Genomic DNA, 25,372 nt, shown 5'->3' with positions numbered 1-25,372 from the left:
AACCAAGAAAACATGTTTATCCGAATCTTCCAAATCGCTGCTTAGTCCCTATTGCGAATGCCCCTAGAACAAAGGGTTATTTAGTGTACCCAAAATCCACTTAAAGGGTACAAAGTCCCGATATTTCCGATCTCGACCACTCAAATCCCGTAAGCAACAAAGAGCTTCCTCCGAAGAGAAAGCTCTAAATATAATCAAGTCGTTAATCAACACCGTTTGACAAAGACCCCTTTTAACATGATTTTCAATTTTTTCGTTGCTTCTTAAAATAGTAAAGAACACCCGCGAACACTAATAAGGCGATGACCACCAGTAAGATGATTGATGAGGCACCTTCAAACCAGTCCAGGACAGTTTTCCAATGGTTACCAGCAAGGGCACCTGCATAGATCAGGACTGTGTTCCAAACTGCGGTTCCCAAGATTGAAAGGCCGACAAACGACCAAAAAGGGTATTCAGCCATACCAGCAGGAATTGAAATCAAACTGCGTACTACTGGCACGAATCGGCCGTAGAAGATGGCAATACTACCTCGACGATTGAAAAAAGTACTAGCACGTTCAATATCAGTCTGCTTTAAACGAAGTAGCCGGCCCATCCGAGTATCGACAAACTGACTTAGCCGTTCTACTGAAACTAGTCGGCCAATGCCATACAGAAGAATCGCGCCTAATATTGAGCCCAGTGTTGAAGCCAATATTGCGCCCCAAACAGTTAGATGACTAGTGAGGGTTAAAAAGCCAGTAAAGGTGAGAATGACCTCAGAGGGAATCGGCGGGAAAACATTTTCCAGCATAATTAAAAAAATGATTGCCAGATAACCATACTGGTCGATGAGGGTCATGATCGTTTGCGTATTCATAAGCGCGCTCCTAACGATGTAGTGGAATAGGTTCTCTCTAGTTTAGCGAAACTTTAGGCACGCGGTCAATCAGCTTGCATCGAGCTTAGAAATTCTTAAGCATTCAAATTGTCGAGAATGCGAACTCGTAAGGTACCAGTAACTGCCTTAAGATCACTGATCAGCTGCTTTCTTTGATCAGCCGTGACGTTGTTAGCCACTAGATTAATGTTGACCAGCATGTAGCCATAGTCGCCCTTGGTATTACTGATCATTTCCAGAATCGGCACATGATACCGGTTTAAGACGGTTGAAACGTCATTCCAAAATGAAGCGCGCGACTTGAAGAATACGGTTAAACGGTTGGGGCTGCTAAAGTTAAGATCGGCGGTTGGAAAATTAACGGAAGCGCGAATAACACCCGTTTCCAGAAAATCCCGCATATTTTGCAGGGTCAGGTTGGCGCTCTTGGAGAGGGCTTCAACGGTATTGCCGCCTAGGTGCGGCAACATCACCACATGGTCTTGATCCTGGAGGGCTTCAGCTGGAAAATCAGTGATGTATTGTCTAAGTTCGCCCTGATTCAAGGCTTCAATCACGGTTTGGTTAGCTACCAGTGCGCCTCGGCCAAAGTTTAGCAGTACCGCCCTTGGCTTCATTAGTTGGAACTGCTTGGCGGCCATAATTCCGCGGGTACTTTCGGTAAGCGGTAGGAGGAGCACAACAAAATCTGCTACGGCTAAGACGTCATCAATGGTGGCCAACTGCTGAACGGATTGCAGCCCCTTAGAACTGCGGTTATAGCCAACCACCTGCATACCGAGGTGGTAACAGCTATCAGCCAGTTGCTGACCGATCGTACCGAGACCGATAATGCCAATAGTTTTACCGTATAATTCGCCACCAATAAACTGATAGCGCGTAGCTTCGGCTTGAGTTTGCAGATCATCGCCAGTCAATGTCGCCGTGTGTGCGATAGCGGACTGCAACGGTCGGGTACTATTAAAAAGCGCCTGCAAGACGAGTTCTTTGACCGCATTAGCGTTAGCGCCCGGGGTATTAAAAACGGCCGTCCCGTTTTGCGTGCAGGCCTCAATATTAATGGTGTTCGTACCAATACCGGCGCGGGCCACTAATAGTAGCCGTGGCGTGATCAGCTGATCTGAGACGTTGGAACTGCGGACGATAATGGCGTCAGGTGTGCTGGTATCTTTAATCTGAAAGACGTCACTGGTAAATGCGCTTAAGTTAAATTCATCAATTGCTTTTATTTGATACATCATTTGACCTCCAAAAAGGATTTTCGAGTATAATAGGTTCAAATTTTAAATTAGGGGTGAGACTCATGCATATTGATTACGTAAAGCTCTCAAAGGATCAGCCAACGATTGGTGAAGGCGGCCAGATCAAGGATACGAAATTTGGTCAATACGTGGAAATCGGCAGTCAGAATTTTATCGATAACAGTACCATCGATGATTACACCTATACCGGTCAGCTATGTTTTATTCAAAACAGTGAATTGAAACGGTTCATCAGTATGGCAGCCATGGTTCGCATCGGACCGACTAACCATCCTTATAATAGACCAAGTCAGCACATTTTTGCATATAATGGGACTGGCTATGGGTTTGGTGACCCCGATACGGCGTTTTTGCAGCAGCGCCGGGAGTTAAAAACGGTGATCGGTAACGACGTCTGGTTGGGACACGATGTGGTGGTTCAAGCCGGCGTGACCGTTGGCGATGGCGCGGTGGTCGGCGCCGGTTCGGTCGTTACTAAAGATGTGCCACCTTATACGATCGTTGGCGGTATTCCGGGTAAAAAGATTAAAGACCGCTTTCCGGATGAAATTAAAGCAGACCTAGCCAAAATTGCTTGGTGGAATTGGTCCCGGGAAGAACTGGAAGCAAACTACGCTGATTTTAGATTACCAATTGAAGAATTTGTTGCTAAGCATTTACAATAAATGGTTAAAATTAAGAACGCTAACGTTGTGGTAATAACGGTGGGGTTCTTTTTTTGCCTATAGGACAATAAAAAAAACGATTGCATTTGCTGAAAATTGGCGCTACGGTAATAGTTAAAAAACTTTTTAGGAAGGAGGGCCAAATGACCGATGATGAACAGCACGTGGCCATGCAATTGATCCTAGCTGCGGGCGACGTTAAGAAATTGGCGTTTGAGGGGATCGATTTAGCCAAAAAGGGTGATATCCAGGCAGCTAAGGCCAACTTTACAGCTGCCCAAAAACGCCTGGGTGAGGGGCATCAAGCTCAAAGTGACTACATTAAGACCCACGTTGATTCAGATGATGGACCATCGTTACTGATGGTCCATGCCCAGGATCACCTGAGTATGGCAATGACAACGATGGAACTTGGTCGTGAACTGGTGGCAGTCTATGAGCAAATAGCGAAGTAAACGCTTGCAAAGACGAACTTTTAGAAACGAATTATATTTAATGTTCAGAATTTGTTTGAATGGCTATTGTATAGATGATATTATGAAACTACAAATAATATAAAAACCGAATGAGGGGTAGTGGATCTTGGAAACTGTTCATAATGATCGTTCAGTAGTAAAAAACTTAATTTTAGGTTTTCAGCATTTATTAGCAATGTATTCTGGAGACATTTTAGTTCCGTTACTAGTTGGTGGTGCGCTTCACTTTAGCGCCGCTCAGATGACTTATTTGGTTTCAATGGATATTTTTATGTGTGGTGTGGCAACGTTATTGCAATTAAAGCGAACGGCGATCACCGGAATCGGGTTACCGGTCGTTTTAGGGTGTGCCGTGGAATACGTCGCACCGCTGCAAAGTATCGGGAATCATTTTGGCTGGACTTATATGTATGGCGGGATAATTGCTGCCGGAATCTTTATCTTTTTGATTGCTGGGCCGTTTGCCAACTTAAGACGGTTCTTCCCACCGGTAGTGACGGGATCCTTGATCACCTTGATTGGGTTTACGTTGATTCCAGTAGCGTTTCAAAACCTCGGTGGTGGGAATGCCACTGCTAAAAGTTTTGGCTCACCCGTCAACTTAATACTGGGCTTTACGACGGCATTAGTGATCATTATCTTTAATATCTGGGGTCGCGGCTTTATTAAACAAATTGCGATCTTGATCGGTATCTTGGTCGGCACGCTGTTAGCGATTGCGTTGGGGAAAGTTGGTTTTGCACCAGTGAGTGCCGCTCACTGGCTGCAGCTACCACGGCCATTTTACTTTGGGGTGCCCCACTTTGAATGGTCTTCCATTGCCACGATGATTTTAGCTGCTATTACTTGTATGATCGAGTCCACCGGTGTTTACTTCGCACTGGCAGAAATTACCGGTCGTGATCTGGATACGAAGGATCTGAAACATGGTTATCGGTCTGAAGGAATTGCCGCCATTCTTGGTGGGATTTTCAATACCTTCCCATATTCAACCTTCTCGCAAAACGTTGGGATCGTTCAATTATCGGGAATTAAAAAGTTGCGACCAGTTTACTATTCAGCCTTCCTATTAATTATTTTAGGCTTGATTCCTAAGTTTGGTGCCATTGCCACATTGATTCCAGCTTCCGTCTTGGGTGGCGCGATGCTAGTGATGTTTGGTATGGTGGGCGCTCAAGGAATCAAAATGTTAATGAAGGTTGAGCTTAACAACCGTAACCTATTAATTATTGCGGTCTCTGTTGGTCTTGGATTAGGCGTCACCACTCAGCCAGCACTGTTCCAGTTCTTACCAGCCGAAGCTCAAACCATTTTGAGCAACGGGATGGTTGTAGGGAGTTTTGTCGCAGTGATCCTCAATATCTTGTTGAACAATACGTCATTGCAGCATAAAGTTGAAGAATAACAGTTAACGAAGCAGTCCAGTGATGAGCTGCTTTTTTAGTCTGAAAATGAGTTGAATGCCCAATGTTAAACTAAACGAGTGTAAATGACCGTTAAGCGGTGGCTAAAGGAAATGGTTTGACTGATTCTAATTAAATTTTAACTGAATAAAGGACTAAAAACTGCTACGATAAATGTGCTAAATACTTGTTGGCATACGATTTTGCCGTCGTGTGCAGAAGAAGGGGTCCCGATAACTAATCAGTTATTGGGGCTCTTTTTTGGGTAAGTCTTAACCGTTGCATTTACCGGGAAAGTTCAATATGATAACGGAAATACGGAATGTAAGGGGGAAATCCCAATGTTATCTGAAAATTATCAAGACCGATCACTGCCAGCTGAACTAGAAACCGTTACGCTGCCTCAAAAATTAGTCGCCCAATTACAGGCGAGTTATGCCTGGGTAGCTGTTGCGGGTGAGCGACCCTTTGCGAGCTTGATTTCACCCGTTGGGACTGACGAGGTAGCACTGGCGCATTTTATGGATAATGCCCGGTTGAATCAACATGATCTAAAACAGTTCAAAGACCGCAACGTTTCCGAAAGCGATATTTTAGCAAGCTTTAAATTCAACGAAGCAACGGCTACTACTGAGCAATATTTAGGTGCCTATTTGTTACACCAAGTTCAACACGATGCCCGGTTGCTGCCACTGATGGGGGCGCTGTCGTTAGCACGTTACGGCACGATCGGCGTGTTTGCGGCGATGTTAACGTCAAAGACTGATTCGGTAGCCGATACGCTTGTTGAAATGAGTGCCCAGTTATTAGCTCGAATTACGCCTCGATTAGTGACGCTGGACCATGTACCAGCAGAAGCGGATGTCATTGTTCCCGCAGATCTGGTGATTGCGGTTGAAGATCAGCAGGGATATGTCAGTAAAATTCCGGTAGCCTTAATCGATTGGCTATCTGCTAATTTAACAGCCATCAAGCAGTTAGCTTCCAATGACGAAGTGGGACTGCTCAACTTGCTGAATAGTCAAACAGATAACAATAGTCTCATTATTCGTGACTGGCTGATGCGTCATAATGATGATTCTCAACCGTTTACCCAGTGGATCTTTCAGCATCGTTAATCGTTTAAAATGAGGGCATTTTTAATGATAAAATTCGGTTTAAATATGGTATGCTAATGGATAATATAACAAAGGAGTGTACCTTGTCATGAATAATATTTACTTAGCAGCCCCATTCTTTAGTGATGGTCAAAATAATCGTGTAAATGAAGTTGTAGGTTTATTGCGGGCCAATAAAACGGTGGCCGAAAATGGTATTTTTATTCCCTCTGAACATCAGCAAGAAGATCTTGAATTTGGTACTTTTAAGTGGCAAGTTGCAACGTTTAATAGCGATGTCCGTCAGATTCGCAGAGCGGATGCAGTGGTTGCCATTTTGGATTATCAATATGAAGAGACCAAGGAAAACGAACCGGATTCCGGTACCATTTTTGAAATTGGTGCGGCATGGCAGGCCGGTATTCCCGTTATTTTGGTTCAGTATGACGAAAGTAAAAAATTGAACTTGATGCTGGCACAGTCTTACACTGCTTTTTACAATGGTAAGGATGCTATTCAGGCTTTGAAGTCCTATGATTTTAATGACCTCACGCAACACTATACCGATAAAGAAGTTTTCTAGCATCGTGATGCCACCTGAAACGGGTGGCTTTTTGATTGCATTCGGTTATAATATGCACAATTCTGCCTTAAAATTACCCAATTTTGTAAACAATTGATGCGAATACTGAAATCTTTGTTATTCTAGGAGTAAGCGTTATTTTTATTTTGGGAGAGGGGTCATGATAAATGAATAAAACAAGCAAAATGATGTTGAGTCTGTTAGTGTTAGGCCTGACTTTGGGCGTTGGATGGACGCAGTTTGGGACTGGCCATTCAAATTTGAATTCGGTAGTTACTGTTCAAGCGGCAGATAACACCGTTAACGTCACTGATCAGGGAATGGTCGGTGACGGCAAAACGGATAATAGCGCGAAGCTGCAGCAGATCATTAACGATGCTAATGCTTCTGAAAACGTGACTATTCACGTACCGAAGGGCAACTATCTGTTTACCAACGAGGCGTTAAATGCCATCGTGCTTCATTCCAACTTAACCTTTGATTTCGATAAAGGGGCGGTTTTTAGTATTAAAGATGGCAACCGGATGCCGTTCGTTTATCCTAGTCCTAAGGCTGGCTACGATGGTGGGATCCGCAATGTGACTTGGAACAACGCGACTTTTCGTGGCGATTACAATAGAAGCGACGGTCAAAGTGTGTTTACCCAATCGATCAATCACGCACAGCAGGTAAACTTTAATCACTGTACCTTTGATAATGCTGAATCACCAACTGGGCACTATTTGGATATTGATGGCAGCCATGGTATTAACGTGGAAAACTCCACGTTTACGGGCTTTAATGCACAGGCCAACTACGATTATAAGGAAGCCATCCAAGTTGACTATTCAAATCATAAAGCCATGTCTTACCATCAGCCAGGAGACGTCTATGATAATTTGGCATCCTACGATGTTAACGTCAACGGCAACAGTTTTGTACCGCTTTCAAACGCTTCTGGTTCAGTCAAGTCGTTTGCACCTAACCCAATTGGGCAACACGCTTTGTATGCTAAGGGTGCGGGTGGCATCATTCATGATATTCATTTCACCAATAATTACGTCCAAGATGCCAAGCCGCTGTTAAGTGACAATGGCGACGACGCTAACATTCATTTCGAATGTGTTTCCAACCTGTACATTAGCCATAATACTTTTGAAAATAAGGGTGCTTTAGGTTCAGGTAACTACATTCGAATCTTTAACACGTCACCACTTGTCAAGATGAACAATATTCAAATTACCGACAATAATTTCGTTAATCTGGATCCGAATAACCGTTACGTTTACTTTGATAATACTAAGGGTGGCGGTATTAGTGGCGTCAAGGTGACCGGTAATAAGATCACCAGTTCTAAGAGCAATATTCCGTTCGTGTTAAGTGCTGGTATGAATCCTAGCGACATGACGGTGAGTGACAATACTAACAACAAGAACGTGGCGGTCAAACCGACTGATGTTAAAAATACGCCGAAGCTCCAAAAATTGACTGGTAAGTATAAGGGCAACCAAGCAACGAATAAAAAGGAAACCTATGCTTCTGGCTATAACGGGCAATATGCTAAATTAACCGCACAGGCAGCTAAGAAGTACAGTTTGTATAACCATATTCGCGGGCACGCCGGCTGGTACATTTATCAGTCTAAAGACGGCTGGGCGCATGCGTCGAAATCCGGCATCGTTTACGTTGATATGCGGGCGACTGCTGATACCGGTAACTGGTATCGCATTCGGTTTAGTTCGAACCCCAACGCCCGGGAATACTGGGTTCGTTCCGGTGCATTGCAGTTTGATTCAATTAAGTACCAGACGTATCAGCGGACCATGACACCCATCAAGAAGTATACGATGTATACCAAGGTCTTTAATGATCCGCAACTGGCTAAATTGGCTGGGACAACGTCAGATCTGGGTTCTAAACCCGTTTCGATCACTAAGAGTGCCAACCGGGTGTCGGTCATCAATGGTAAAACGTCGACCTACTATTTAGTTAACAATAAATACTGGACGAGAACCGGTGCTTTTTATTAGAGCAATGATCTAAATGCAATAAAAAAAGCCAGCCGCAAAAGCGGTCAGCTTGAATAATTGCTCTATGTGCATTCACCAAGAGTGAATAGATGAAACTGGTGATATGTACGCTTGATTTCTATCTATCATAGTAACATGTGGGATTACCTAAGTTCAATAGAATTTTAGTTTGAAACCGGTTGATAATCGGTAAGACAGATGAAAAGGGCCTGACAGGACTATTTTAAATAGTCTTGCCAGGCCCTTTTGGTTAGTAGCGGGCATCGTGTACACGCAACGCTAATGTGGCACGGTTCACGTCCGTCTTGTCTAAGGTATTAAAGCCGTTTTTACTACTCTTTACTTTACTGTAGTTATAGATATTGGGTGTGGAACTATTAGCCGCCATGGCGTCCTTGGCGTTAGCTGAATGCTTGAGTCCCAGTGAATGGCCCATTTCGTGAGCAATGATGTTAGCGTACTTAAAGGTTCTCGCCTTTACATCGATCTTTTGGCTGACGATATTACGTTTCTGAGTACTGATCTGTTTTTGTGCAGAATTGATTTGAGTTGCCCGGTAAGCATTATATTGATGGGCAAAGTTAGCGCGGTGAGCGATAGCGTGACCGTAAGCGGTGATCCGTTTGTTGGCGGTGTTGACCGCCGTTGTCGTACTTTGGTTGATCATCTTATTACGGATCGAAGTGAGCTGCTGACTGTAATCAGCCTGTTCCAGAACAATCTGGTGCTGTGCCGGTTTCCACCAAGCGTCAGCACTGGTGTTTCGAGCAGTCATGCCAATCGTCATGTTGTGATTGCTTCTAGTGCCAGTGATGAAAACCTTGCGACCGAGTTTCTGGTTCCAGTATGAAATGGCTAACTTGGCACTTTTCTTGACCTGAGCATCGTTACTGGCGACGTAGACCCGAGTGGTTTCGTTACGCGTTAAAGCTGTTTGTGAGGCGTAATTTAACCCGTAGCGACTAGCTAGGCGCCCAGCGTTTGTCCGGTAGTAAGGCTTATTTTGTTTCAGAACAGCAGCGCTAGGTGTTAAGGTAGCAGCCTGCCCCGTAGTTGCCAGCGTTGTCAGTGGTAAGACAACGGCTGTTACTAAAGCGGTGACCACAGTAAAAAGACTTCCTTTTTTCAAAAAAGATTCCCCCTCGAAAACCCTATTAGTTGTATCAAATTGTATTGTATAAGATAAGTTTCGCTTGCTCAATAAATATGCGCTTTTTTCGAAAGGTGTGTGACCTTTCTATGAACTTACCTTAATTGGCCATAATCTCCTGTAAAATAAAGGTAAACGGAGGTGTTGACCTATGACAAAAATACTGCTGATCAACGCAGGAAGCTCCTCTTTAAAGTGGCAACTGGTGAACATGCCAGCTGAGCACGTCATCGCTTCAGGCCAAGTTGAACGGCTTAATCTGCCTGGCACGATCGTTAAAGTTGAAGTGGGTGGCAAAAAAACTAAAGAAGTTGTTGAAACCTTAGATGAAATAACGGCAATCGATCGGGTACTGAAGCGCTTGATCACGGTTGGCGGTGTGCAATCATTGGACGAAGTTGAAGCTGTGGGACACCGAGTAGTAGCTGGCGGAACAGTCTTTAAGGGAACCGTTAAGTTAACCCCTAGCCGGATCGACCAATTAGAAAAATTAAGCGAACTGGCACCGCTGCATAATCCGCTGGAAGTGAAGTGCATTGAACTGTTAGCGCAAAAACTGTCGGGAGTGCCGCAGTATGCGGTTTTTGACAGCGCGTATTTTCACGGGTTACCAGAGAAAACGGCCATTTACGGGATTCCCTATGAGTGGACCAAAAAGTATCAAATTCGGCGCTATGGCGAACACGGAATTTCCCACCAGTATTTAGCTAACCGAGCAGCGGAAATGTTAGCCAAACCGTTAAGTGAGCTGAACCTGATCACCATGCATTTAGGCAGTGGCGCGTCCATTACCGCCGTGAAAAATGGCCGGCCCTATGATACTTCCATGGGACTTACACCGGTGACGGGGGTCATGATGGGTACTCGAAGTGGCGACGTTGACCCAACGCTGGTACCGTATTTAATGAAACGGCTGGATCTGGAAACACCAGAAGTGGTTCTGCAAGAATTAAATGTCTCGTCCGGTTTACTGGGCGTTTCGGGCGTTTCTTCAGATATGCGTGATCTGCACGAAGCCGCTAAGCATAATAAGCGCGCTAAATTAGCGCTGGAAATGTTTGCCAACCAGGTCGTGAAACTGGTGGGGGCCTATTACACTGAAATTGGCGGCGCGGATGCGCTGGTATTTGCGGGTGGTATTGGCGAAAAGGATCCGGCAATTCGGCAGGCGATTATCGATGGGCTGAGCATTCTGGGTATCAAGATCGACACCGGATTAAATGAGGCAGGGGATACCGGTCCGTTGCAGACGGAAGACAGCCGGGCTCAGATATTACTGATTCCAACCAATGAAGAATTGGCAATGGCGCGAGGGGTGCAGCAGTTGATGGATAAAGATAAATGACACCATGCAAAAACGGCTTACTATCAGTATCAAACTGGTAGCAAGCCGTTTTGTTATGGTTTAGTTCATAATTTCTTGATCCAAGCCTGGGCGGCCATTAATTCCGTTTGGGTCAATCGGTGCGACTGGTGATTTTTGAAACTCTCAATCGTGGCATGTGCATCGGTTAATTGCTGCATGAGCTGATCAAAGTTGGCTTCGGGGACGATGGGGTCAACGTCACCATAAGTGGCAAATGCCCGGAAATCAGTCAGATCAACGGGCTGTGCTGGTGGCGTGATCATCATCGGGTGTAGCAGGACCGCCGTTTTAAATGGGACGGATCTATTCAGCCAGGCATAAGCAGTGATATTGGCACCGTTAGAAAAGCCCAAGACAATCAATTGGTTGGTGTCTAAGCGGTAACGCTTCGTTTCTTGTTGAATTGCTGTTAACAGCCAGTCAGTTTCCTGGTTTAAATTATCGAGGTCAAAGGTCCCGTCTTCGCGGCGGATGAAATAGCGGTTGCTGCCGTTTTGCTTGATGCGGCCACGGATGCCAAGTTTAGGGTGTTCTGGGAACAAAAAGGTCGCAATGGGTAGCAGATCACTTTCATCGCCACCAGTTCCGTGCAACATGAGGATCGGGGCTAGATTTGGTTTACCTGGGTAAAAGGCAGCGTGAATTTCTTCAGTCATGATTTATTTCCTCCCCAGAATTAAACGGTACGAGATTGGCTTCAATTGCTGGTCGCTGGGCTTCCAAAAACGGCGGTAATTCTAAATGAATACCAGCTTCGTCATAGGTTTCATCGACTAAGAAACCAGGACCATCGGTAGCAATTTCAAATAAAACGCCGGGTGCTGCGCGGAAGTATTCCGATTGGAAATAGAAGCGCTCCACGAAGCCGGAGTCATGGAGATCAGTCTGCTGGATGCGTTCAATCCAATAGTTTAAGCTATCAGTATCGGGCGTACGGAAAGCCATGTGATGCACCGTGCCATAACCTTGAATACCATCTGGTAAAATTAAACTGCCTTCGACGATCACCTGCGCGCCGTGACCGCCATTATGAAGCTCATACAGTGTTTGTGCACCCTGGGTTGCCAGCTGGTCGAAGCCCATTAGGTTAGTTAAAATGTCACCCAATTGATTAGGCTGCGAAACGGTAATCACGGTTGGACCCAGGCCGCTAATGGCCATTTCACTGGGCACCGGACTATGACGATAAGGCGTGCCACCGGGAAGACCGGCGTTATGTTCGTCCGAAACTAATTGATAGCGCTGTTGGTCAAAGTCGTAAAATGGTAGTATTTTAGCGCCAAATTGTTCTTGAATGGCATCGGTTTGAACGTCATATTGTGCGAATCGTTTGGCCCAATAAGCTAACGCAGCATCGCTTGGTACCCGAAAACCGATGCGTGAAATACTGTTTTTACCGTAATGACCACTGCCAATTCCTGGAAAATCAAAGAAGGTCAGGTCGGTGCCCGCGGTGCCCATATCGTCAGTGAAATAAAGGTGATAAGTAGCGACATCATCTTGATTAACGGTTTTTTTGATCAGATGAAGGCCCAATACTTCTGTCATGAAGTGAAATATCTTGGGCGCACTCGAGGTGATTGCAGTGATATGGTGCAAGCCGATTAAATCAGTATTTTCCATGATGAGTCCTCCTCCAATGTAAGGCTTAATTTTGACCGTATTATGACAGATTATTGGGTCGGGGACAATGATGTTGGCTTGGGGTAGGGGAATGTTATATAGCCTAATCGGGTTCAAGTGAGCAGAGAGCTTCATGGAAGCCAACTAAGGCATAAATCCAAGTTCGGGATTTTTGCCTTAGTCGGCTTCCACTACGCTCTCTGAGCACCCACTTTCACACCTTGCCTAATCGGGCTGCAGCAGGCAGGGAGCTGTATGTAAGGCAACAATGGCCAAAATCCAAGTTCGGGATTTTCACCATTGTTGCCTTACATGTCGCTCCCTAACCGCCTGCTTTCGCACCTTATCCTAATCGGGCCTCAGCAAGCAGAGAGCTGCATGGAAGGCAAATTAGGCATAAATCCAAGCCCGGGATTTTTGCCTAACTCGCCTTCCACACCGCTCTCTAACCGCTTGCTTCAGCACCTTGTCACACAACAGTAAATGAACTGTAATTCTCATGTTTTCACTCTGTTTTATTTGTGCGTTACACTAGTAATAATTAATAAATTAGATTAAGGGGAATTGTATGAAGACTAATTCATTATTTAAGAAAATTTTTGCGGGTTCACTAGCACTAGTTAGTGCTTTAACTGTCGGGACAACGGCCTTGGCTGCTAAGACCAAGATTGCCGATGTTTCGCAATATCAGGGGAACATTAACTGGTCGAAAGCTTCTAAAGATCTGCGGATGACGATTATTCGGGTTAAGCATGGCAACCCCGGTGATCGTGATTATCGCATCGATCCCAAGCGCGATGTGAATGCTGATGGCGCTCACAAGTATGGCGTCCCATTTGGTCAATATGATTATACTGAGTTTAATAGTTCTACGGATGCTGTGAACGATGCACGTCAGTTCTACGCTTTATCCAATAAGAATGCGAAGTTCTATGCATTGGACAACGAACATCGGGTCTCTGGTGCTAAAGGTAAGGAACAGACTTATGTGAACGCCTGGTACAGCACCATGCGGAAATTAACTAATAAGCCATTGGTTTACTACTCATATCAAAGTTATGTGAGTCAGTATAAGATCAACGCTTCAAAGTTCAACGGTTCTTGGATCGCCAACTATTCTCAGAAGCCAAATGTACCAACTGATCTATGGCAATATTCCAGCACCGGTTCACTCTCCGGAATCAGCGGTCACGTTGACTTAAGTCGGACAGTCAATAATTCAAAGGTGACTAGCTGGTACACTAATACACCTAAGGATACCTACTTTACCAAAGTTTCCAACGGCCAGAAGTTACGGGTCACTCGTAACGTTGGTAAGTACAAGACCGCTAATTTGACTGGTAAAACTGGTAGTTTGAAATACAATACCATTGTGACTGCAAAATCAATTGCCCGTTCACATGGTGGAACTTACCGGATCCAGCTTTCTGACGGTAGTTACATGACTGCTAATAAGAGTTATGTGCAAGCTCAATAAAATTATGAATTTAAGAGTCATCGTCTGATTGGGCGGTGGCTTTTTTATTTTACATAGCCGAATTGAGCTCAGACAGGCAAAGAGCTGCATGGAAGCCAACTAAGGCATAAATCCAAGCCCAGGATTTTTGCCTTAGTTGGCTTCCACTACGCTCTTTAAGCGCCTGTCTTCGCATCTTAGCCTAATCGGGCTCCAGCAGGCAGAGAGCTATATGTAAGACAGTAATGGCCAAAATCCAAGTTCGGGATTTTCACCATTACTGTCTTACACGTCGCTCTCTAACCGCCTGCCTCCGCACCTTGATTTGTGCACCTTACATTAAAATGCTATGATAAAACTAACATCTATTCTGAGAGGCGCATCATTATGCAAATGATTAGAATTGCTCAACTGAATAGTCGATATTACTTTTGGTTTTTCCAGTACTGATCTGTGAAGAGCCAAAAGCATTTTGTGATTGAATGCTAAAGACCACACAGATCAGATTCTGACTGTGTGGGGATAAACCTTGAGACCCGTGCAGTGAGAAACTGTACGGGCCTTTTTATCTATATTATAAGGAGTGTGTGCTATGAGTCGATTGTCAGAAAGTATGAAACACGAACTAAAGCAGATTCAGCCATCATCGATTTTGAAGTTTAACCAAGAAATTTCTCAGATTCCCGATATGGTGAAATTGACCATCGGTGAACCAGATTTCAATACGCCTGATCATGTGAAGCAGGCTGCTATCCGTAGTATTGAAAATAACGAAAGCCATTACACGGATTCCCGTGGGACAGATGGTCTCCGTAAAGCAGCATCGAAATTCTTGCATGATAAATATAACGTGACCTACGATCCGGAAACACAGATTTTAGTCACGACTGGTGCTACCGAGGGGATTTTTTCATCATTGACTGCCATGTTGAATCCTGGCGATACGGTTATTATCCCCACACCGATTTTTCCACTGTACATTCCGGATACACTGCTGAACGGTGCTAAGCCCATTTTCCTAGATACTTCCGATAATGGTTTTATTCTCTCGCCTGAAAAATTACAAGCAACCATTGAAGCCAACAAGGACACGGTGAAGGCCGTAGTTTTGAACTTCCCATCTAACCCAACCGGAGTTACTTACAGTCGGTCAGATCTGCAGGCAATTGCGGATGTCATAAAACAGTATGATATCTTTGTTTTAAGTGATGAAATTTATTCCGAACTGACTTACGGTGAACGTCACGTCTCCATGGGTGAGCTATTGCCAGAGCAGACTATCCTGTTAAACGGCGTGTCCAAGTCACACGCCATGACCGGCTGGCGGATTGGTCTGGTATGCGGGCCCGTTGACGTGATTACAGAAATTGGTAAAGTTCACCAGTTCGCCATTACGTCGGCCACGGCTAACGCGCAGGCTGCCGCGGAAGAAGCCTTCAAAAATGGTCCAGACGATGGGGTTGCCATGCGGAAAATCTATCAGCAGCGCCGTGATCTATTGTTAGCTGGGTTAAAGGAAGCTGGGTTTGAATGTGCTAGTCCTAAAGGCGCGTTCTACTTGTTCGCTAAGATTCCAGCCAACCTGAATCAAGATAGCGTTGCCTTTTGTTACGAGTTAGCTAAGGAAGCTAAAGTAGCCGTTATTCCTGGTGCTTCATTTGGTGCCGGTGGTGAAGGTTATGTTCGCATTAGTTACGCGGCCAGCACCGAAGATTTAAAGAAGGCTGTGTCACGGATTCAAAAATTTGTTGATGCACATTAATTAAAATGAACGAGGAAGAAGGAACCTGTGTTGAAGTTTTTGTTATATCATGCACGTGAAGATGAGTTAGTTGCTGTTAAGGATTGGATGAAGGCCCATCCCGATGTCCAAGTTGATACTAACGATGTTCCGTTAACTGAAAAAACGGTCGGGTTAGCTAAGGGCTATGATGGTATCGTGATTCAGCAGCATATTCCAGTGGATTCACCAAAAATTTACCAGCAGCTGCATGAGTTTGGTATTAAGCAGCTGACGTTACGGATCACGGGTTATGAAATTGTTGATCTGAAAGAAGCTGCTAAAAATCACTTGGTTGTAACTAACGTGCCGGCTTATTCACCACGTTCAGTCAGTGAACTGGTACTGGCGCACGTAATGCGGTTAGTTCGGCATTTAGGTATCGCACAAGCTCGTGAAGCCCATCATGACTTTACTTGGGATGGCATCGAAGCCAATGAAATTCATAATTTGACGATCGGCATTATTGGTGCTGGTAAAATTGGTAGTGCTGTTGCCCGGATTTTTAAAGCGTTAGGTTCTACGGTGATTGCTGCCGACCCGATTCACCGGCCAGAATTAGGTGATACCTTGACCTATACGGATCACGAAACGGTCTACAAGACCGCCGATATTGTGACCATGCACACACCATTAACGGATGAAACCCATCACATGATCGACAAGCACGTCTTTAAAATGATGAAGCCATCAGCGTTCTTCATTAACGCTTCCCGTGGTCCAGTGGTCGTTGCCGATGACCTGGTAGATGCTCTGGAGAGCGGTGAAATTGCCGGTGCCGGGATCGATACGATCGAAGGTGACAGCCAGATCTTTAGTCAAGACTGGTCCAACAAACAGTTAGATAATCCGCCATTGGAAAAGTTACTCAAGATGCCAAACGTCAGCGTCAGTCCTCACGTGGGGTTCTATACCGATGCTGCGGTGGCTAACATGGTAGAAATCGCCTTAGACGACGTTTTGACCATCGTAAATGGTGGCACCAGCCGTCATCAAGTAACGGAATAAGTTTAAACTTGAATCGCGCTGTGAAAGTCTGCAGTGCGATTTTTTATCTGTAATGCTGTAAAATAGTTATCAAAAGAGACTAAGGGTGGTGTTTAAAATGGATCTGCCACAAGCGTTTTATTTTCAAGCTGGGGAACCGGCCGTATTACTGCTGCACACGTTTTCGGGTACGCCTAATGATGTACGGGCACTGGGACGCGGTCTGCAGAAACAGGGTTACACCGTGTTAGGTCCCATGTTTACGGGGCACGGCACGGCTGATCCGCAGCAGATCTTCAAAACGGGCAATCCGGATCAGTGGTGGCAAGATACGGTTGCTGCCATTCAGCAGTTAAGGACTGATGGCCACCAGTACATCGCCGTTTTTGGGGAGTCGCTAGGAGGGCTGTTTGCCATGAAAGCCCTAACTCAGTTTAACGACGTTATCACCGGTGGCACCATTGATACACCGCTGTTTTCGGTAGATACCAGCGGAGTAGCTGACCGCTTTTTGGCTGAATGCCGGCAGTGGTATCAAAAATTAGCGTTACCCGCTAGTGAGGTAACGGCCAGAATGCAGTATCTAACCCAGCATATTAATGCTATGCTGGCCAGCATTGGCACGTACACTAAACCCATTCATGATGAGCTGGCTGGGTTAACGAAGCCGGTTTTTATTGCCCAAGCGGATGCGGATGAGCTACTTGAACGCGACATTGGTCAGCGGTTGGCTGATTATTTGGATGCAACGGCTCAGGTGACGCTCAAACACTATCCAAACGCGCCCCACGTCATGACCTTCAGCCCCCAGGGACGTCAGTTGACGGCTGATATTAGTCGCTTCCTTGAAAAGAATATGCCAATTTAGAAGTATCTAGAGTAAGCTAACAAGCCTGATTTTCAGCTGTTTTTTGACTGAGAATCAGGCTTGTTTTGCTGACCCGGTTGGATTATCTTTTTTTTTAATTTTTTTAAAAAAAGTGGCAGACAGAAACGGCCGAAAAGCGTTGAATTTAAGCGGTTTCAGGCTGATACTAATACTTAGATGTACATCTTTTTAGAAGGAGGCCGAGTGAAATGAAAGCACAACATCATTTAGTTAAATTGGGATCTCTTTGTGGCGTGGTCACAGCGGCAGTTCTTTTGGAAATAGATCAATTTCCGCAATTAGCGTACGCAGCTACTAGCCATTTTTTGAGCAAAGTTAATCGTCAGGATTTGACCGAAGCCGTTTTTATTGGCGTTGGGCTACTGATTTGCCTATTGGGACTATTTGGACTTGATCGCTTTCGTGCTCGGCATCCGCGGGTCAAAAAATCAGCATTAAAATCAGAGACTAAACTGACGAAGATGACGTCAGCACAACAAGTGGGGGATTCAAATGAAGCGCATCAATTTAATTAATCAACGGTTCGGCCGATTGACCGTGATCGGTTTTGCAGGGAAAGCTAAGAATGGCAATGCCTTGTGGCAATGTCAGTGCGATTGTGGCCAAGAAGTCGTTGTTGATGGCTACTTATTACGTAAGGGGAATACGCGAAGCTGTGGCTGTATTCGGCGCGAACGTGGCAGGGAGGCTATGCGGACCAACGAGCAGCTGATTGCTAATCGTGGGGACGTCAACAATCTGCAGCAAGTCAATGGTGCCAGTGTGGTTGCTATTATGAAAAAACGCAAGACCAACAAGTCGGGCGTTGCCGGCGTCTCCTTTGATAAACGGTCACAGCACTGGATCGCCCGGCTAATGATCCGTGGGCAGTACGTATTGAACCGTAGCTTCGACACGTTCAATGAGGCGGTGACAGCACGTCAAGAAGCCGTTGAAAATAATTTAGGTGAAGCGCTGGTTCAAAGTGTTAAGTGAATCAATAACAATTGTGAATAGATAATAAAAAACTGATTACCAATCGAATTCTCGATTAGTAATCAGTTTTTTATGGTTATTATTATTTATGCGGTTAAAAAAGCAAACTACAAAATGATTCATTTCAGATGGATTTTCAGAAATGAATCGTTTATGACTATCCTCTTGAGCCAAGATTGATTTTTCCAGAAAGACTAATGAAGTAAGCAGCCAACCCAGAAACTGAGTGACCGCCACTGCCGTTATTAGCAGCAGCATGCCCGAATGACTGACCGTTATTGGCCACCGCATCACGGTGCACCTGGCTATTCCCTTCGGCGTCTTTTGAAGTGGCTTGGCTGGTAGCAGTATTTTGAGTAATCTTTTGGTTTTGCTGGTTCATATTCTGATCAGTTTGACCACTATTGCTGTTACTGCTATCAGAATTTTGATTAGTCGAACTTTGCGTGGCTTGATCGTTTGAACTCTGACCGTTTGAAAGTTGATCGATCGAAGTCTGATTCGTTGCATTTTGATGATCAGTGACTGTGTTAGTTGTGCTTGAAGCTTGAGCAGCAGTTTGGAAAAGACTCTTCATTGACTGAGCAGTAACGTTTGCTGATTTAGCAGCAGCGTTTACTGATTGAGAAGCATTACCAAGTTGAGCGACAATCGGCATAGTATTGTGTTTGAACGGATTAGCTTGACGATCAGGGTGACTGACTTTGATGGTCATGACCGGATTAGTCTGATTCAAAGTTGTATTGCCCTTAACGTCATTGCTTAAAATCACGTAGCCATTTTGGCGCAGACCGTTAAGTCGTTGCTGGATCTGCGTGCGAACATTGGCACCTAACTTGCCACTGACAGTAAGCTGACTAAGCGGTTTGCCGGTTTCAGTCACAATATTGACCGTTGCAGTTGGTGCTGAAACTGGACTGAGCGGCGTTAAGATCGGCGTAGTAAGTGAACTGGCATTACCAGTTACCGTTGTTGTCACGGTGTTACCCGTTGTCCCAACAGTAGTATCCGTTGTTTCAGTAGTAATTAAAGTAGTGGTTGAAGTGGTCGTTGAGGTACCGCTGTTATTTGAGCCACTTGTATTGGTGGTACCAGTCGTGAGCGTTGAGCCACTACCCGTAACAGTAGTGTGACCTGATCCAGCCTGACCAATGTCATAACTGCCGACTTTAATCGGGGCTGACTGATCGCGTTTGAGGTAGAGACTGAAGCTGTATTCACCAGTTAAACCAATTGGATTAGTTTCAGATGTCACGATCCAGTTAGTGGTATTCACAGTTCCAGCTTGACCTGATTCGGGTCGGTAGTAGTAATTGACGACGATCGGATTAGAATCGGTGAGTGATTTCACCGTCTGATCAATATTGCCCGTGGTATTACCACTATCATGGTCAAAGATATAACCAGTAAATTGCAGCTGACTATCGTCTGTATCGTAAACTTGCCCCTTGGTTGCCATGTTGGTTGGCAGTGAGTATGTCCAGAGTACGTTGCTTGGATCCGCTGTATCAACGTAATGAACCACGATTGGTGAAAGTGGCATATAGGTTAAATTAGCAGTTTGCGGATCTTTAACAAAGTTGTCTGGAATCTCTTTATCAACGTTACCAACGTAGGAATATCCTGGAATTGGAGTGACTAGGGCAGACTTGTCCTTAATTGGTGACCCCGTAGTTCCTTGATATTCACCGGTATAGGTATCACCAGCAATATTAGTATTGGTAACACCATCGATGGCGTTAACTTTTAACTGCCCCAGCTGACTATCATTAGTGTTACTTGTGGTGGAACCCTGATTTGAAGTTGGAGTTCCGGTGGTTCCCGCTGGTTCAGAAGTCTGTGCAGGCTGATTAGTGGTATTTCCCTGAGTCGGTGAAGTAGGTCCTGAATTGGGCGTTGCCGTACCATTATTAGGCACTGTTGGTGTTTCAGGTGACGGCGTTTGAGGTGCTGTTGGAACCTGAGGTGATGGCGCTGGTTGATTAGTATCAGTTTGCGTTGCTGTGGAAGTGGCTGTTGAACTGGCAGATTGCAGCGTCACAGTATGGCCTGGTTGATTTCCAAAAGAACCAGTCACTACGCCAGAAACTGAACCGTTAGTGGGTGCGCTGTTGCCGGTATTCTGTGTTTGCTGTTGTGGCTGTTCGGCGTGAGCATCCACGTGCTGTAACTGAAAGCCAGCTAATACGGTGACTGAAAAAAGACAGGCTGCTAGCCATTTATTTTTCGCTGTCCTGCTGAATTTCATTTACGCCACTTCCTTTCTGTGTTGCATCTTGATTTGGAAATAAACTTGGTAATTTTTGGCGTTTAGCGTCTAGAATCAAATCCGCGAGGTTCGACCAGTCAACTGGTGTTGGTGGATCTTGCCAGATCACTTGGGTCTGACTGACTTTCTTCGAATGAAAATCGGAGATGTAAATGTCGGTATCGGCCGTGAGGTGGGCATCGATAATGATGTGCGCGTGGTTGAAGGCACTAAGCGATTGAATAACATAATTGGTATATAAATTGCCCTGAGAAAAGTCAACGCAAATGTGGACCTGATCGCGCATTAGTTCGGCCGGGACCGCATTGATCAATGCGAACATATAGCTGAAGTATAAGTTAACAGCCATTTTTTGAGTCAAATGCAGGTCCTCACGGCGCTGTAGCTTGGTAATACTATGTGATACAGCGACGTCAAATGCTGGGTAGAGTTCGGCAAAAAACTGAACTTGATCAGGGCTGATAAACGTCGTGGGCTCAATGTAAAACGTCGTGAACTGAAAATGAATACTGAGTAAACTATCTTCTAGCTGACGATCGTCAACTAGGTGGGTGGTCAGCAAAACGTTAGTGCTTTTCATCTCATCCATAAATTGAGCGGTCAATTCATCAACCGCTGGAATGTTAGCGGCGAGTTCACGCATTTTGTCAAAGCCGAGATAGCCTTGGGCAATTAAGAAACTATAGAGGTAATTGAATTCCTCTGTGGTGAGGTTCAACTGATCTGCTAGCAAAATTTGAAGCTGCTGCATCATCGCCTGACTGGATGCTGTTGGCTTGATCTGAAGCTGTTGATCAGTGTCAATCGGATTAGAATCAAGCATCCGCAGTAACCAGATACGCAGGAAAGTTGATAATTTGGTTTCCTGCGTGGGGTTCAATTCGTCGGGTAAACCGGTTTGAATCGTTTTAACCATATCGTCAACCAACGGGTTAAGCGGTTCGAACGGTTCGGACACCCCATTATATAACGTATAGTAAAGCTGAAATAAATGCAGCCGAATTGTAAACTCCTTACTGGCATACAAACTGCTGGCTTGAAAGAAGTTGTGTTTCGTTAAGGTGTCATTTAGCGAATCCAATGATCGATAGAAGACGGAGCTGCTCATATAATTAGCAGTTACGTATTCTTTTTTAGTGTACAAGTTATTATAGAAGAACTGGTATTCCAAAGCCGTAAAAAGCGGTGCACGGTTCAAATAAAGCAAGGTCACTTTTTGCAGTAAGTAAGAATTCAGCCCAAACGCTTGCCACATCCCTTTATTCGGTTCATCTAGATAACAGGGGGTCTCTTCGGCAATTGAAGCCAAATCGGTATTCATGGTTTCAAAGTATTTATTCAATTGATAAGTCGTCAACGATAATGACTGAGCTAACTCTTCTTTGTTGAGAGTTTGATCAGCTTGTTGAGTGAAACGGGATAAAATATCGAAACAGATGTGATCATTTTTCGATAGTAAAAACGTGTAATCCATGGCAGACATTCCAATCATTTTTCTCGATTACTATTCCACCCTAAATTATACCTTATTATAGTCCCTTTGCGATGATTAAACAGTTTTCCAACTTAATTCATTTCGCCACTTTTTTTAAAAAACTAAAAAAAAGTGGGAGGCGTGAAGTATTGTATTTACCGCGGTTTCAAGCCATAATATTCTTTGTATTAAAGGTGCTCTTGATTAAGTTTTTCCACGGCTGAAAGGTCTAGAAATAGTTGAGAAATTTTAATACAAGGGTTAAACATTACTTAGTTAATGTATTGTTATTGAACAAATGATTGGTTTTGGGAGCGATTTTCAACAGAGCAGATCAATATTGGAGAGAATGTTGATTTGGCTTTAACTGCTGAGCCAGCAATTTCTCTTAACGGTACACGTTCAGTAATGAAGTTGTATCTGTCGAAGTGCGGGGGCACTGCGATAGGCTGCAGCGATAGATAAAAGTGTTTGGTGACGACGAATCATTTAAGCACTAGCAACACCCACGATAATGAATCATCGCGAATATAAGGATCGTGATGATGATTACCGCACATTACAAGGCTTTACTTCGCGTTCCCTGACAACAGTAAAGTTTTTATAAGCAGCATGAGCCTTTACTAAAGCCAATTAGTGGGACTTGCAAAAAACAGTCATCTTAGCGTGACTGTTTTTTATTTATGGTCAATCAAAAAACTGTTCCCGAGATCATTATCTTAGGAACAGTTTTTTAATTAGTAATCCTTATTTTCTAATCAAACGGGCGCGGTAAACCGCCTGAATGGCGTTTAACTGGTCGATAATTTTGGTATCTTGTTTTTGAAGATGCTTCACATCAATAATGGTGTAGGCGACTTTATCCTTCGCCGCGTTGCTCATATTTTCAATGTTAATGTTGGCATTTGCCAGGATAGTGGCAATTTGACCGACCATGTTAGGAATGTTTTGGTGCATCACGGTGATGCGGTAAGGAGTGCCAAACGGTGCCTGCAAATTAGGCAGGTTAACGCTGTTTTGCACGTTACCGGTTTCTAGGTAGTTCATGATGGTTTCAGCACCCTGAACGGCACCGTTGGTTTCGGCTTCACCAGTAGAACCGCCAATGTGGGGGGTAATGATGACATCTTTACGATTAAGAATCTCATCGCTGCCAAAATCAGTATAGTAGCCCTTGGCATGGCCACTATCTAAAGCTTTCAGCATCTCAGTGTTATTCACGATACCACCACGAGCAAAATTGAAGACTGTGACGCCGTCTTTCATGGCAGCAAAAGCTTTAGCACCGATCATGCCGGTGGTTTCTTCATTTTTGGGCACGTGGATCGTAACGTAGTCGGCTTTCTTCAGCGCCGTGGCTAACGTTTTGGCACGATGAATGTCGGTTGAAATTCGCCATGCGGCATCCGATGACAAGTACGGGTCGTAGGCAATAACTTTCATGCCCAGCTGACTGGCAGCATTGGCAACTAACGAGCCGACGTGGCCAACCCCAATGACGGCCAACGTTTTGCCTAACAGTTCCTGGCCGTTGAATTTGGTCTTGTCATGTTCAGTCCGCTTGGAGATATCAGCACCGCTATTATGAGCAGCGTAATCAGCGGCAGCAAATAAGTTCCGTGAAGCGGCGATCAGCATGGCCACCATCAGTTCCTTGACCGCGTTGGCGTTACTGCCGGGAGTGGTGAAAACAGCGGTGCCGTTGGCTGTTGCCTTATCGATGGGCACGTTGTTGAACCCGGCCCCCGCGCGAACGATGACCTTTAAGTTTTGGGGCAGTTCCTGCTCGTGAAGGTTTACTGATCGGATCAGGTAAGCATCGGCATCATCGGTCTGATTGATCTGGTATTGATCGGTAAACCGGTCAAAGCCCGCCTGCACAATTGCGTTGTACGTTTTAACTTGATACATAGTGATACCTCCTATAAGTTCTTTTCGAAGTGATACAGTTCATTGACCAGCGCCTGAACGCCTTCAAATGGCATGGCGTTGTAGAGGCTGGCACGCAGACCGCCAACGCTGCGATGGCCCTTGAGATTCAATAAACCATGTGCTGTCAGGTCATCGATGGCTGCTTGATCAATTTTCGAATCGCCAGTCATAAACGGTACATTGGTCAGTGACCGATCAACGTGCTTGACTGGGTTGTTGAATAGTTTTGACTGATCCAAAAAGTCGTACAGCAAGCTGGATTTTTTCTTGTTTAAAGCCTCCATAGCTTCAATACCGCCGATCTTTTTTAACCACTTTAACGTTAAACCAGTGGCGTAGATGTTAAAGACGGGTGGGGTGTTTGGCATAGAGTTCTTTTTGGCGAACAGCTGATAGTTAAACACGCTTGGAATATGGTCCACTTTTTTGATCAGTGATTTTTTCACGATAACCAGCGTGACGCCGGCAGGACCCAAGTTCTTTTGAACCCCGGCGAAAATAAGGTCGAAGTCGCTAACGTTATAGTGCTGGGCCATGATGTTAGAAGACATATCACCAACTAGCGGTGTGCCGTTAGTCTGCGGCAAATCGTGGTACGCGGTGCCTTCAATGGTGTTATTGGTACAGATGTGCAAATAATCGTAGGTATCGGTTGGTAAAGTTGAGGTACGCGCTGGCAGCCGGTCATAATGGGTGGCCTTAGTTGACGCCAGCGTATCTACTTGATAGCCTAGATTTTTGGCTTCTGCGCCGGCTTTAGCGGCCCAGTGGCCACTGTCCAGTAAGGCAATTCGGTGATGCTTAGTGGCTAAATTCATGGGGACAGCAGCGAACTGACCGGTACCGCCACCCTGGAAGAACAGGACTTCATAATCATCGGGAATACTCATGAGATCACGAAGATCCTGTTGGGCGGTGTTGATGATGTCATCAAACAGGGCGGAACGGTGAGAGATTTCCATAATGCTCATTCCGGTTCCCCGTAGAGATGGGAGTTCGTCTTGAATTTGGGTGATGACTTGGTCTGGTAAGGTGGCTGGACCAGCGGCAAAATTATAAACTGTCATGAGATATTCCTCCAAATAATTTAGAA

At 45.0% G+C, this 25,372-nt stretch carries 22 protein-coding genes; 13 read left to right on the top strand and 9 right to left on the bottom strand.

Annotated elements, in window-relative coordinates:
- Positions 1-244: 244 nt before the first annotated feature.
- Entirely contained in the window at positions 245-862 is a 618-nt protein-coding gene (locus FFM73_RS03955; protein WP_137630490.1) for a DedA family protein, read from the bottom strand.
- A 95-nt stretch (positions 863-957) separates the two neighbouring features.
- Positions 958-2,121: an NAD(P)-dependent oxidoreductase gene (locus FFM73_RS03950; protein WP_137630489.1), complete on the bottom strand. Its 1,164-nt coding sequence runs from the start codon at positions 2,119-2,121 to the stop codon at positions 958-960.
- A 65-nt stretch (positions 2,122-2,186) separates the two neighbouring features.
- Between FFM73_RS03950 and FFM73_RS03945 the strand changes: the two genes are divergently transcribed.
- The 6 genes from FFM73_RS03945 (at position 2,187) to FFM73_RS03920 (ending at position 8,378) form a co-directional block, all read left to right on the top strand.
- On the top strand, positions 2,187-2,810 hold the full coding sequence (locus tag FFM73_RS03945; RefSeq protein WP_137630488.1) for a DapH/DapD/GlmU-related protein: 624 nt from the start codon (positions 2,187-2,189) through the stop codon (positions 2,808-2,810).
- Between the two features lie 143 nt (positions 2,811-2,953).
- Entirely contained in the window at positions 2,954-3,265 is a 312-nt protein-coding gene (locus tag FFM73_RS03940; protein ID WP_137630487.1) for a PTS sugar transporter subunit IIA, read from the top strand.
- A gap of 127 nt (positions 3,266-3,392) precedes the next feature.
- Positions 3,393-4,691 (top strand): nucleobase:cation symporter-2 family protein, encoded by a 1,299-nt coding sequence (locus FFM73_RS03935; protein WP_268920498.1) that lies wholly within the window; start codon positions 3,393-3,395, stop codon positions 4,689-4,691.
- 339 nt (positions 4,692-5,030) lie between these two features.
- Entirely contained in the window at positions 5,031-5,807 is a 777-nt protein-coding gene (locus tag FFM73_RS03930; protein WP_137630485.1) for a hypothetical protein, read from the top strand.
- 88 nt (positions 5,808-5,895) lie between these two features.
- Entirely contained in the window at positions 5,896-6,369 is a 474-nt protein-coding gene (locus tag FFM73_RS03925) for a nucleoside 2-deoxyribosyltransferase (protein ID WP_137630484.1), read from the top strand.
- 167 nt (positions 6,370-6,536) lie between these two features.
- The gene (locus tag FFM73_RS03920; RefSeq protein WP_137630483.1) at positions 6,537-8,378 is read left to right on the top strand and encodes a glycosyl hydrolase family 28-related protein; all 1,842 of its coding nucleotides are present in this window, start codon (positions 6,537-6,539) and stop codon (positions 8,376-8,378) included.
- A gap of 250 nt (positions 8,379-8,628) precedes the next feature.
- Here the strand turns inward: FFM73_RS03920 and FFM73_RS03915 are convergent, their stop codons facing one another.
- On the bottom strand, positions 8,629-9,507 hold the full coding sequence (locus FFM73_RS03915) for a matrixin family metalloprotease (protein ID WP_137630482.1): 879 nt from the start codon (positions 9,505-9,507) through the stop codon (positions 8,629-8,631).
- 172 nt (positions 9,508-9,679) lie between these two features.
- On the opposite strand from FFM73_RS03915, the gene FFM73_RS03910 reads away from it, so the two are divergent.
- Positions 9,680-10,873, top strand: a complete 1,194-nt coding sequence (locus tag FFM73_RS03910; protein WP_137630481.1) for an acetate/propionate family kinase — start codon at positions 9,680-9,682, stop codon at positions 10,871-10,873.
- A gap of 65 nt (positions 10,874-10,938) precedes the next feature.
- Here FFM73_RS03910 and FFM73_RS03905 read toward each other — a convergent pair whose 3' ends face one another.
- Positions 10,939-11,550, bottom strand: coding sequence for an alpha/beta hydrolase (locus FFM73_RS03905; RefSeq protein WP_137630480.1), 612 nt, complete (start codon positions 11,548-11,550; stop codon positions 10,939-10,941).
- The gene (locus FFM73_RS03900) at positions 11,543-12,517 is read right to left on the bottom strand and encodes a ring-cleaving dioxygenase (protein WP_137630479.1); all 975 of its coding nucleotides are present in this window, start codon (positions 12,515-12,517) and stop codon (positions 11,543-11,545) included. The genes FFM73_RS03905 and FFM73_RS03900 overlap by 8 nt, the downstream gene beginning before the upstream one ends.
- A 568-nt stretch (positions 12,518-13,085) precedes the next feature.
- Here FFM73_RS03900 and FFM73_RS03895 point away from each other — a divergent pair.
- The 6 genes from FFM73_RS03895 to FFM73_RS03870 all read left to right on the top strand — a co-directional run bounded on the left by FFM73_RS03895 (position 13,086) and on the right by FFM73_RS03870 (position 18,604).
- On the top strand, positions 13,086-13,994 hold the full coding sequence (locus tag FFM73_RS03895; protein WP_137630478.1) for a GH25 family lysozyme: 909 nt from the start codon (positions 13,086-13,088) through the stop codon (positions 13,992-13,994).
- A 571-nt stretch (positions 13,995-14,565) separates the two neighbouring features.
- Positions 14,566-15,735: an aminotransferase class I/II-fold pyridoxal phosphate-dependent enzyme gene (locus tag FFM73_RS03890; RefSeq protein WP_137630477.1), complete on the top strand. Its 1,170-nt coding sequence runs from the start codon at positions 14,566-14,568 to the stop codon at positions 15,733-15,735.
- 27 nt (positions 15,736-15,762) lie between these two features.
- Positions 15,763-16,761 carry a D-2-hydroxyacid dehydrogenase gene (locus FFM73_RS03885; protein WP_171001193.1) on the top strand — a complete coding sequence of 333 codons (999 nt, stop codon included), beginning with the start codon at positions 15,763-15,765 and terminating at the stop codon, positions 16,759-16,761.
- A 97-nt stretch (positions 16,762-16,858) separates the two neighbouring features.
- Complete coding sequence (locus FFM73_RS03880; protein WP_137630475.1) at positions 16,859-17,608, top strand: alpha/beta hydrolase; 750 nt, start codon at positions 16,859-16,861, stop codon at positions 17,606-17,608.
- Between the two features lie 209 nt (positions 17,609-17,817).
- Complete coding sequence (locus FFM73_RS03875; protein ID WP_137630474.1) at positions 17,818-18,144, top strand: hypothetical protein; 327 nt, start codon at positions 17,818-17,820, stop codon at positions 18,142-18,144.
- Complete coding sequence (locus tag FFM73_RS03870) at positions 18,122-18,604, top strand: hypothetical protein (protein WP_137630473.1); 483 nt, start codon at positions 18,122-18,124, stop codon at positions 18,602-18,604. Before FFM73_RS03875 ends, FFM73_RS03870 begins: the two co-directional genes overlap by 23 nt.
- A 157-nt stretch (positions 18,605-18,761) precedes the next feature.
- Here FFM73_RS03870 and FFM73_RS03865 read toward each other — a convergent pair whose 3' ends face one another.
- The 4 genes from FFM73_RS03865 to serC all read right to left on the bottom strand — a co-directional run bounded on the left by FFM73_RS03865 (position 18,762) and on the right by serC (position 25,346).
- Positions 18,762-20,852 carry a hypothetical protein gene (locus tag FFM73_RS03865; protein WP_137630472.1) on the bottom strand — a complete coding sequence of 697 codons (2,091 nt, stop codon included), beginning with the start codon at positions 20,850-20,852 and terminating at the stop codon, positions 18,762-18,764.
- Positions 20,824-22,347, bottom strand: coding sequence for a BglG family transcription antiterminator (locus FFM73_RS03860; RefSeq protein ID WP_137630471.1), 1,524 nt, complete (start codon positions 22,345-22,347; stop codon positions 20,824-20,826). The genes FFM73_RS03865 and FFM73_RS03860 overlap by 29 nt, the downstream gene beginning before the upstream one ends.
- Before the next feature lie 747 nt (positions 22,348-23,094).
- The gene (locus FFM73_RS03855; RefSeq protein WP_137630470.1) at positions 23,095-24,258 is read right to left on the bottom strand and encodes a phosphoglycerate dehydrogenase; all 1,164 of its coding nucleotides are present in this window, start codon (positions 24,256-24,258) and stop codon (positions 23,095-23,097) included.
- A gap of 11 nt (positions 24,259-24,269) precedes the next feature.
- Positions 24,270-25,346, bottom strand: a complete 1,077-nt coding sequence (serC, locus tag FFM73_RS03850) for a 3-phosphoserine/phosphohydroxythreonine transaminase (protein WP_137630469.1) — start codon at positions 25,344-25,346, stop codon at positions 24,270-24,272.
- Positions 25,347-25,372: the final 26 nt, after the last annotated feature.

This window comes from Secundilactobacillus hailunensis (assembly GCF_005405185.1).
Classification (GTDB): domain Bacteria; phylum Bacillota; class Bacilli; order Lactobacillales; family Lactobacillaceae; genus Secundilactobacillus; species Secundilactobacillus hailunensis.
Note: the sequence above shows the minus strand (reverse complement) of the source record. Positions and strands in the feature narration are given on the sequence as shown.